Annotated in this window: 9 protein-coding genes; 1 reads left to right on the top strand and 8 read right to left on the bottom strand. The window is 52.7% G+C overall.

Annotation, left to right across the window (positions count from 1 at the left end; translation table 11 throughout):
* Positions 1–3: 3 nt before the first annotated feature.
* The 7 genes from WA145_RS02550 to WA145_RS02520 form a co-directional block, all read right to left on the bottom strand.
* Positions 4–477 (bottom strand): hypothetical protein, encoded by a 474-nt coding sequence (locus WA145_RS02550; RefSeq protein WP_422580061.1) that lies wholly within the window; start codon positions 475–477, stop codon positions 4–6.
* 73 nt (positions 478–550) lie between these two features.
* Positions 551–964 (bottom strand): hypothetical protein, encoded by a 414-nt coding sequence (locus WA145_RS02545; protein ID WP_422580060.1) that lies wholly within the window; start codon positions 962–964, stop codon positions 551–553.
* A gap of 1,142 nt (positions 965–2,106) precedes the next feature.
* Positions 2,107–2,535 carry an LIC_13387 family protein gene (locus WA145_RS02540; RefSeq protein WP_422580059.1) on the bottom strand — a complete coding sequence of 143 codons (429 nt, stop codon included), beginning with the start codon at positions 2,533–2,535 and terminating at the stop codon, positions 2,107–2,109.
* A gap of 361 nt (positions 2,536–2,896) precedes the next feature.
* Positions 2,897–3,238, bottom strand: coding sequence for a hypothetical protein (locus WA145_RS02535; RefSeq protein WP_422580058.1), 342 nt, complete (start codon positions 3,236–3,238; stop codon positions 2,897–2,899).
* Between the two features lie 100 nt (positions 3,239–3,338).
* Positions 3,339–3,857 carry a hypothetical protein gene (locus tag WA145_RS02530; RefSeq protein WP_422580057.1) on the bottom strand — a complete coding sequence of 173 codons (519 nt, stop codon included), beginning with the start codon at positions 3,855–3,857 and terminating at the stop codon, positions 3,339–3,341.
* A gap of 76 nt (positions 3,858–3,933) precedes the next feature.
* The gene (locus WA145_RS02525) at positions 3,934–4,257 is read right to left on the bottom strand and encodes a hypothetical protein (protein ID WP_422580056.1); all 324 of its coding nucleotides are present in this window, start codon (positions 4,255–4,257) and stop codon (positions 3,934–3,936) included.
* A 536-nt stretch (positions 4,258–4,793) separates the two neighbouring features.
* On the bottom strand, positions 4,794–5,252 hold the full coding sequence (locus WA145_RS02520; protein ID WP_422580055.1) for a hypothetical protein: 459 nt from the start codon (positions 5,250–5,252) through the stop codon (positions 4,794–4,796).
* A gap of 737 nt (positions 5,253–5,989) precedes the next feature.
* Here WA145_RS02520 and WA145_RS02515 point away from each other — a divergent pair.
* Positions 5,990–6,958, top strand: coding sequence for an integron integrase (locus WA145_RS02515; RefSeq protein WP_422580054.1), 969 nt, complete (start codon positions 5,990–5,992; stop codon positions 6,956–6,958).
* Positions 6,959–7,070: 112 nt separating this feature from the next.
* Here the strand turns inward: WA145_RS02515 and WA145_RS02510 are convergent, their stop codons facing one another.
* A complete protein-coding gene (locus WA145_RS02510; protein WP_422580053.1) occupies positions 7,071–9,455 on the bottom strand; it encodes a penicillin acylase family protein in 2,385 nt (794 codons plus the stop codon).
* Between the last annotated feature and the right edge of the window lie 254 nt (positions 9,456–9,709).

The following is a 9,709-nucleotide window of genomic DNA, read 5'->3' as shown; positions in this document are numbered from 1 at the left end:
TTGTTAGCGGTGAAACCACGCGGCATTTTTGGTTTTTCCTGCTGGCGTATATTTCTTAAGAAGCTCAGCCATTTCTGCTAAATTTTCATAGCCTTCAAAACGTAGGTTTCTGAAAGATTTTGTGGTTAGTAGTAGAGATTTAACATTGCCTTTAATACTCTGGATTCTTAGGCTTTCTATATCCGATAACGGCATGCTCACGACAGCGCCTTTATGCGATATGTCGATTTTCTCTTGGGGTTCAAGAATTTCTACCTCAGGGTATGAGGTGTCATGGTTCTTGATGCTTCGATACGCATGCGGTAGATATTTAGCAAGAAGGAATATGCCGATTGCAGCGATTACCTTTTTTGATAAATCGCTGCTATTAACGAACATGAATATAAAGCCTGCTATTAAGGCGACGACAAGAATTGCGGCGTATATAGTCTTTCGCCTTCCTTGGTTCTTATATTTTTCAGATACAGTAAATTTCATTTTTTACCGCTAACGTTTGGTTAAGGGGCGGGCTTTAGCCCGTCCCAGTGAGCGCAGCGAACGGTTTGAACCACTAGTTAGGGTGCGGGTTGTGCACTGCGCAGGGACTAAATGAGCCGGCCCACATGTTAAGAAAAGGTACAAAAGGTCCGCAGAAAGCACCTGTAGTTTTAACAAATTGTGTTGAAGTTCTAATTGGGACATTGTCTTTGAAGGTCAGTTCGGTGAATGAGCGGCAGGTAGGAAGCATAAGCGGGATGGGGATTACCGCCAAAATAGTCAGGCCGCACCAACTAATTTTTTCATTGTATATTTGAGAGCCGTTGATTGGATGGTTTTCTCTTGCGCGCTCAACGCCAAAATAAGAAAGCTCTCCGCCGGACAGTTCTTTTGTTTGTATTGGTGAGTTTTCTGACTTCCAATAACCGACACATCCGGTTGATAAAAGCAGTAACACGATTAAGGGGAGCATTTTCAGTCGATGCATATTAAACCCTAACGTTTGGTTAAGGGGCGGGCTTTAGCCCGTCCCAGTGAGCGCAGCGAACGATTTGAACCAATTGTTAGACCTCATTTTACCTTCCAATTCTCAGCTTCAAACCAACTACAGCGAAGTTTGGGCTGCGCAGCCGACAGTCGCATAAACTCAGCGCGTGGGAAGAAGCGCGCACACTGTAAGAGCTCGAGTTGGTCAAGAGTGTGGAGCGGTTGAAGCGAATGGTCCTCCACCCGAAGATTTGTTATGAACAGAGCCTTCAGTAGGGTTAGATTGGACAGGGGCTTTAGACATGAAACGCGCATTGGAGTCCACATGCTGCCTTCGACAGCAAGAGATTGGAGTTGAACGAGCTGTGACAATGGTGAAAGGTCATGAACCAGCTTTAAATTTTCAATCGCCAAATACTTCAATGATCGCTGAGTAGGAAGCCATGCCAGGTCTTTAAGCTTCGAAGCTCCAACTACTAATAGGCGCCTAAGTTTAGGCAGCGTATTTACGGCGTAAAGATCTTGCGCCGTAACACCTGAAAGGTAAAGAGTATCAAGCGTTTTTATTAAGCAAATTTCCTCTAAGAAATCCTGATTAACGGACGTAGCCCATAAGGTGTGCAAGCCGTCACAGCTACCGATCCCTTTATGTGAATCACCGACCCGCTTGAAGTTGAGATGTGATGTCTTAGTTGGGATGTCTGAAGTGCGGGTAATTGTCGCAGGCAGCAAGTCCCACTCAAACCCAAGCCCTGCCTCTATCCGTTCTTTCTGCGATTGATGATGGATTGTCATAGGGGGCCTAACGTTTGGCTAAGGGGCGGGCTTTAGCCCGTCCCAGTGAGCGCAGCGAACGATTTGAGCCATTTGTTAGGCCTGTCGGGCCTGACACGATAGCTGCCGTAATGCAGAAAGAAAAGGCGGACGCCGCCGAGCTGGAACGCGAGCGCGGTAAGTTAATTGTTACGGTGTCCGGCATAAACCAACTCCTTTGAATAATGCCACTAACTATGCGACTTACTGACGACGCGGTGTTGCGGGCAAACCAATCTGGGTCGTGTTTCCGGAGGCTGCCTAACGTTTGGTTAAGGGGCGGGCTTTAGCCCGTCCCGAGTGAGCGAAGCGAACGGCTTGAACCACATGTTATGCATATACCTGCGCCAATGCCCCTGCAACGAAACACAGTAGACCGATAGCTGACCCTATGGTGGGAATGCTAAACCAATATTTTTTAGACAGTACGAAATATGTTAATGAAATGATTGGCGCAGCGCTCATGAAAAACAGAGAGCTTTCCAGGAAGGATATATAGGAGATTGATAAATATAAATAAGTGGCGGAGAAAAATAGTATGCCGATGCCGTGACTGATGTTAAAGCCAACCCAGGCGCGCCACATATCTGTTTCTTTTGTTATGGCTAAGGTTGACTCTTTCATGAGCCCCATAACACCAGATTTATATGGTATTAGCTTTTTAGGGTTGTACGTGTCTGTGATTGTGTAGACCGTATGCAGGATGCCAAGTGCAAGGAATGGTATGCAGCCTGCAATGTATAAGTATTTTGTGAGCACGCGGAACTCCTTGTATGTGCATAACGGTTGGCTAAGGGGCGGGCTTTAGCCCGTCCCAGTGAGCGCAGCGAACGATTTAAGCCAGTTGTTAGGCCTGGCCTGCCCGACACGGTAGCCGCCGCAACGCTGAAAGAAAAGGCTAACGCCGCCAAGCGAGAGGGTGAGCGCGGTAAGTTAATTGTTACAGTGCCCGGCATAAACCAACTCCTTTGAGTAATGCCACTAACTATGCGATATGCTGGCGACGCGATGTTGTAGGTGAAAACTAAACCAGGGAATTTCCCCGGAGCTGCCTAACGTTTGGTTAAGGGGCGGGCTTTAGCCCGTCCCAGTGAGTGCAGCGAACGATTTGAACCACTTGTTAGGCCTTTGCCTTCATTCGCTTGGTAATGACAAGGTGAACTCCCCATGTGGTGAGCACTACGATAGCAGGAGGAAACCAGCCAAGTACCATCGCAAAGGCCAGTGGCGCGCCGTCACCGGCGTACATTGATTCAAGCTCAACCTGGGTATGTGAAAGTGAAAAATTAATGGCATTAGCAGCAAATGCATACGAGATGGTAAATGCCCAACCGCATCCAATGGCTACGACTGCGCGGAAAAGTATAATCCAAGTGTTCTGGAATGAATTAACTACGAGAAACAGCAATGCTGGAAGAGCTAGATTTGTAAGCGCAAGGGTCGTAATGACGAAATCGGTCATTGTTTAAGGCCTAACGTTTGGTTAAGGGGCGGGCTTTAGCCCGTCCCAGTGAGCGAAGCGAACGATTTCAACCACTTGTTAGGAAACCAAACAAACATTTCTACTTAAGGCGCTTGGTTTCTCTCATCCTTAGGCAAGCTAGACCAGAAGGACGAAGATCCATTTTCTTAAGTTCTAAAGGCTCTCTTACCCCTGAAGTAAGAATCTTTTGCCCGCTAACACTGCAATAAACATCGGGGCCTGAAAGAAACCCAGAGATCCCGGTTTTTTCTTCAATGTGACTTCCCTGAGTGAATATATATTTAACGTCTCGCTCTGGAGTAAATGAATAGATTATTCTGCAAAAAGAGTTTCCAGAATGTTTTTCTAAAGCCAAAAAGATATCTTTGTCAGAATGAACCTTTACCGTTTCTCCAGATGATCCAAGTACCGAGCTCCCGGCAAAGCACCCATTTATATCCATGTTGAAAATGTTAAACCATGAGCCTGTATCATAATTTACGACAACTTCAGAATATGGTTCGCCGTCAACTGGAAATATATAAGGTTTGTTTCCTATTCTATCGAATAATGAACAGCCGCCTATAAGGGTGGATAACAAAATCAAGGCAATACGCATGGTTTTTCCTAACGTTTGGTTAAGGGGCCGGCTTTAGCCGGTCCCAGCGAGCGAAGCGAGCGATTTGAACCAATTGTTATGTTTCAAGCTCGCGCATCCGCTCTTTCATAGCCTCGATGTTCACGTAAGGCTTCAGTATTTCTGTGTTTCTGGCATTGCCAGAGCTAATTCCTGAAAATGTTGCGAAGGCCCCGCCAGCCATTGATGCGATTAAGAGAAATGGCACTTCAATGTTTGTATAGTTATAAGCGATGTAAATAAAAAGCCCGCAAGCAATTGCAATGCTTAACCATATGGCGCGGCAAAATTTGCAGCGTTTCGCTACTGCTTCAGACTCCAAACTGTCTATGAAGCACTTTAGCGTGTTTGCTTCATAAGCGTCGGTATTGTTAGCAGCCATTGTGGCTCCTTGGAACACAACGTTTGGTTAAGGGGCGGGCTTTAGCCCGTCCCAGTGAGCGAAGCGAACGATTTGAACCACTTGTTAGGCCTCGCCCGGACTATCGCTGTTTCTCTTTCGGGCTGGCGAAAGAAACGAAATTTTAAGATCGATTTGGTATTTTTGAACTAGCCCTATTAATTGGTGTGGTACGTAGAAATTTGCCCAGTTTCGTAGTGATTGAATACTAATAATAAGACAGGTTTCCGAGTGACTATTCGTTAGATTCTTGGTGATCCACACTAAGGTGTTTTCAATTTCGTTTATCTCGCAAGGTATGGAGCGATAGGATATTAAAGTGTCAGGTCTTACTCCGCCCCGTACATTTGGAAAATACTCTCGTATAAGACTTTTTGTCTCTTCCTCTATTCCATCCACGACGATGAAGTAGGAAATACAGTCTTCGTCGGCGTTTGTCATATTATTTGCCTAACGTTTGGTTAAGGGGCGGGCTTTAGCCCGTCCCAGTGAGCGAAGCGAACGGTTTGAACCACTAGTTAGGTGCCCCACTGATTTATTGCCGTACCAATGTCGTGTTCCCAGCAGTGCTCAATTAGTGTGTTTATGTGTTCGGTTTTTAAAATAATTAAGCTTTTGTATACTGCCTGCCGTTGTTCAATAGAAAACTTTGAAAATTGCAAAGACTCCGAGTGTAAACCTATTTGATTAATAAATAGGCACATGTAAGGCTTGCCGTCTTTGTCATTCTGCCCCGTAACTGCTAATTCGATGAATCTTGGTATGTAATAGCCCATAGCTTGAGGTGTAAGAAAAGAGGAAATACCCCAGCATACAGTACCAATTTGCTCAGGCGACAAATCTTGTCTGTCTGAATTGTTAATTTCGTCGTTGTGATCTCTGCATTCTTCGCAATGATTAATGTCCGTGGCGAATTCAGGCTTTTCAAAGGTCTCGAATAATTTATACGTATTTTCTACGAAGCCAATGACATCCACGACTGCACCTAACGTTTGGTTAAGGGGCGGGCTTTAGCCCGTCCCAGTGAGCGCAGCGAACGATTTGAAGCAGTTGTTAGGCCTGGCCTGCCCGACACGGTAGCCGCCGCAATGCAGAAAGAAAAGGCTGACGCCGCCAAGCGGGAGGGTGAACGCGGTAAGTTAATTGTTACGGTGTCCGGCATAAACCAATTCCTTTTAATAATGCCACTGACTATGCGACTTACTGGCGCCGCGATGTTGCAGGTAAAAACCAAACTAGGAAATGTTCCCGGAGCTGCCTAACGTTTGGTTAAGGGGCGGGCTTTAGCCCGTCCAGAGTGAGCGAAGCGAACGATCTTGAACCACATGTTAGGCCGCGCCACCGATGGCACGCCAGGCGTAAATACTTGATGACCCAAAGCTGCGGAGCCTGACGCTTGGAACATGCGCGTGCCGATTATTCTGGCGAATGTGGTGCACGCGGTGTTGGAGCGAGAGCCAAGCAAATGTTGCGGGCCGGATTTGTTCAGGCGACGAAAATTAGCGGGTTGATCAAACGCAATGTGATTTTCGTGCGGAACTTCCATGTTCAAACCCTTTCCCGGATGTACCTATGCCTAACTATTAATTAGACGACACGCGTGCCGCGGTCGGTCGCGGGGTGTGTCGCATAAGCTTCCTTGTCGTCTGCCAAGTCCTTGTCTAGCTTGAAGGTGGTCGCGGCAAGCGCGACTGCATTCAGGGAGAAACGCGACATGGATGACGGCAAGCCCAAGCTGCTGGATCAGGTACGTCAGCAAATTAGAGTCAGAAACTATTCTATCCGTACAGAAACTGTCTACGCCGAGTGGGTAAAGCGCTTTATTCGTTTCCACCGTTATCGTCATCCGGCGGAGATGGGGGCGGCAGAAATCGAGGCGTTTCTTACCCATTTGGCGACGGCGCGCAATGTGTCGGCTTCTACGCAGAATCAGGCATTGGCGGCGTTGTTGTTTCTCTACAAGGAGGTGCTGAAGCTGGAGTTGCCTTGGTTGGCGGGGATAGTGCGGGCCAAGAAGCCCAAGCATTTGCCGGTTGTACTGACGCGCGAGGAGGTGAGTGCGGTGCTCGGGCAGTTGGATGGCGTGCGTTGGATTGTGGCCAGCCTGTTGTATGGCTCTGGTTTGCGGCTGTTGGAAGCCTTGCGCTTGCGGGTCAAGGATGTGGACTTTGCTCGTGGCGAGGTGCTGGTACGTGATGGCAAAGGGCAGAAGGATCGGGTCACCATGCTGCCGCAACGCTTGGTGCTGCCGCTTCAGCAGCATTTGCGTCATGCAAAGTTGTTGCACCAAAAGGATTTAGCCGAAGGTTTCGGCTTGGCTAATCTGCCTTTTGCGTTGGCGCGTAAGTATTCCAATGCGGCGGCAGAGTGGGGTTGGCAGTTTGTCTTTCCGTCAGTTAATCGTTCGGTCGATCCGCGCTCAAAAGGCATTTTTCGCCATCATTTACATGAGAAAACCATCCAGCGAGCGGTGCGCGAGGCGACTCGGCGGGCAGGGCTGATCAAGCACGCCACGCCGCATACGCTGCGCCATTCCTTTGCCACGCATTTGCTGGAGAGCGGTCAGGATATTCGTACAGTGCAGGAGTTGCTTGGCCACTCGGATGTAAAGACCACCATGATCTATACCCATGTGCTCAATCGCGGCGGCTTTGCTGTGCTGAGCCCGCTGGACCGCACCTAGCGCCAGGCTAGGACGGTGCACGATGCCCTGGCGGTTCGCTGGTCTGTGTATCCGCGCTAGTTGAATGGCGGCGAGAAGCCTGGTGGTTTCGCGCCGCGTGTCTCGGCAGGGCTTAGTTCGGGCTGGGCAGCAGGAGCAACTGGCTGCGGCTATTGGCCTTGATCGCCTTGGCATCCAGGTGCATCGGCACATACTCGCCGCGCATATAGCGCTCTGCCTGGTCCTGGTAATGCTTATCGAACAGCACGCCGCTCTGGCCGACCGGGTTGATGCCCAGTGCGGTACTGGCGTCGGCCAGGTCGATCAGGCGGCGGGTCGAGGGGCCGTAGGCCACTGACCAGGGCGCCGGGCCGACCCGGTGTGAGAGATTGTTCGGCGTTTCATGGCCGCCCGGTGCGGCGAAGGGGCCGACGTTGAACAGTTTATCCAGTGGCTTGCGCTGGCCCAGTGGGTGGCTGTGGGTGAGGGTGTGCGCGCTGCCCCAGGTCCATTGAGTGGCGTCGTCACCCAAGGTGCTACGCAGGTGGGCGAGGCTGGCTTGCCAGGCGTTTTTAACGGTGTCGGCGCGGCTTTCCACGGCGTCGCTGCCGCGCTTGTCCCACCAGGGCGAATCGGCATCGGCGGCCAGGCGCGGTAGGGCGCTGTCGAGTACACGGGTTTGCAGCAGGTTGCTGAAGAAGGCGTCGCCCAGCTCGTCGGCCATGGCCGCAAATGTCAGCTGATAAACCAACTGGTTGAACAGCGTGGCGGCGGTGGCGTCGAGGCTGTGTTGGCCATCCCAGCTCAGCAGTTGCTCGACCAGCGCCTGCTCCTCGGCACCAGCCGTTGCGCTGCGCAGGTCGGCGGCCAGCGGCGCGAGCAGGCGTTGCGGGTAGTCGGTGCCAGGGTCGAGTTGCAGCGCCTGGCTGTTGTGCAAATCCCATTTCACGCGGTTGTCGCTCAGGCGATCATCCAGGCGCTGGCCGCGATCGGCCAGGTTGTAGTAGCCGGGAATCGCCATGCCGGTCGGCGACACGGGTTGGTAGTTGGCGGAGAGGATATAGCCGCGCGCCGGGTTTTCTTCCTGCGGGTTGGCGCTGAACGGGAAGTAGCCGTCTTTTTCCGCCTCGCCGCTGGCCCCGTCGAGGATAAAGCTCGGGTTGACTCCGGCCGGGCGGCGCGGCAGTTTCGCCGCCGCCCACCAGCCGATATCGCCGCTGGCGTTGGCCCAGACGATATTCAGGCCGGGTGCCTCGATATGTTCGACGGCGGCGCGGGCCTGCTCCAGGCTGGCGGCGCGGTTGAGCTGGTAGAAACCGTCGAGGAGCGGATTCTCGGTTTCGAGGAACGCCCACCACATGGCAATCGGCGTGCTGCCGGCGGTTTCGCCCAGGGCGCCGTTGATCAGCGGGCCGTGGGGCGAGCGGCGGATGGTCAGGCTGACCGGCGCGGCGTTCTTGACGCTGATTTGTTCAACGCGGCTTTGCAGCTCGACCCACTGGCCGCGATACCAGACCTGATTGGCGTTGGCCGGGTTGGTTTTCTCGGCGATCAGGTCCAGATCGTCGTTCTGCAACATGGTCAGGCTCCAGGCGAACGCTGGGTTATGGCCCAGCGATGCCACCGGGTTGAGCGCCTGGTGATGACCGTACAGGCTGAAGCCGGGGTAACTCAGGTTGGCCTCGTACCATACCGACGGCACCGCGAAGCGAATATGCGGGTCGCCGGCCAGCAGCGGTTTGCCGCTGGCGGTGCGGCTGCCGGACACCGCCCAGGCGTTACTGCCCTCGAACTGCGGTAGGCCGGCATTCAGCAGCGCGGCGTGGCTTAGTTCGGCAATGGCGTTAAGGTCCTGCCAGTCGCCGGCGGCGAGGTTTTGCCCAACCACGCCCTGCGGGTGCCAGTCGAGGTCAAAGGCCTTTAAATAGTCCGCGCCCAGTTGATCGCGGATATGCGTCAGCACCGGTTCGGTGCGAAACGCGGCAGCGAAGCTGTAAGCCATATAGCCGGCAACGCTGAGGGTGTCGGCGGCGGTAAAGGGGCATTTGTCGATGCCCAGCACGTCGAATTCGATGGGCGCCGGGTGGTTGGCCTGGTACTGGTTGATGCCGTCGAGGTAGGCCTGCAGCGCCTGGCTCGCCGGGGTGGTCATGTCCATCTGCGCCGCGTAGCGGTCGGCGTGCTCGCGGATGCCCAGGGTGCGGAACAGGCGGTCGGTGTCGACCAGCGTGCTGCCGAGCACTTGCGCCAGCTCGCCACGGGCCAGGCGACGCAGAATTTCCATCTGGAACAGGCGGTCCTGGGCGTGCACATAACCCAGCGCGCGGTACAGATCGGCCTCGTTCTGCGCCTGGATATGCGGCACGCCGCGCTCGTCGTAATCCACCGTGACCGGCGCCTGCAAAGAACTCAGGCTCAGCTCGCCCGCGCGTTGCGGCTGCTTGCTGTCGATATACCAGTAAGCGCCGGCGGCAGTGGCGGCGACGATCAGGGCCAGGGCGGTCAGGCTGCGTTTCATGGGTGTTCCTTGTTATAGGTTGTATCAGCACCATCATTGTGCGGGCTGGTTACCGTGCAGGCATTGACCAAATACAGCTGGAGTGAAAATCTCTGGTCAATCAACAGGCCGTTGAAAAACTACCTACGTTGGCAATCCAGCGTTAAAAACGGCCTCTGAATGCTCATTTACAGCTCGTAAACTCCGCTTCCTCGCCCGTTTTTGCCTTGTCTTGCCTGCCTCGCCTACATTTTTCAACGGCCTGTTACAGGAGG

The organism is Pseudomonas sp. (genome assembly GCF_049301935.1).
GTDB lineage: Bacteria > Pseudomonadota > Gammaproteobacteria > Pseudomonadales > Pseudomonadaceae > Aquipseudomonas.
The sequence above is the reverse complement of the archived record's forward strand: the minus strand, read 5'-3'. Positions and strand labels throughout refer to the sequence as shown.

Excerpts from the sequence above, each read along its gene's own strand:
- WA145_RS02550 (WP_422580061.1), bottom strand. The coding sequence starts at position 477 with ATGAAATTTACTGTATCTGAAAAATATAAGAACCAAGGAAGGCGAAAG.
- WA145_RS02515 (WP_422580054.1), top strand. The coding sequence starts at position 5,990 with ATGGATGACGGCAAGCCCAAGCTGCTGGATCAGGTACGTCAGCAAATT.
- WA145_RS02510 (WP_422580053.1), bottom strand. The coding sequence starts at position 9,455 with ATGAAACGCAGCCTGACCGCCCTGGCCCTGATCGTCGCCGCCACTGCC.
- WA145_RS02525 (WP_422580056.1), bottom strand. The coding sequence starts at position 4,257 with ATGGCTGCTAACAATACCGACGCTTATGAAGCAAACACGCTAAAGTGC.
- WA145_RS02530 (WP_422580057.1), bottom strand. The coding sequence starts at position 3,857 with ATGCGTATTGCCTTGATTTTGTTATCCACCCTTATAGGCGGCTGTTCA.
- WA145_RS02545 (WP_422580060.1), bottom strand. The coding sequence starts at position 964 with ATGCATCGACTGAAAATGCTCCCCTTAATCGTGTTACTGCTTTTATCA.
- WA145_RS02535 (WP_422580058.1), bottom strand. The coding sequence starts at position 3,238 with ATGACCGATTTCGTCATTACGACCCTTGCGCTTACAAATCTAGCTCTT.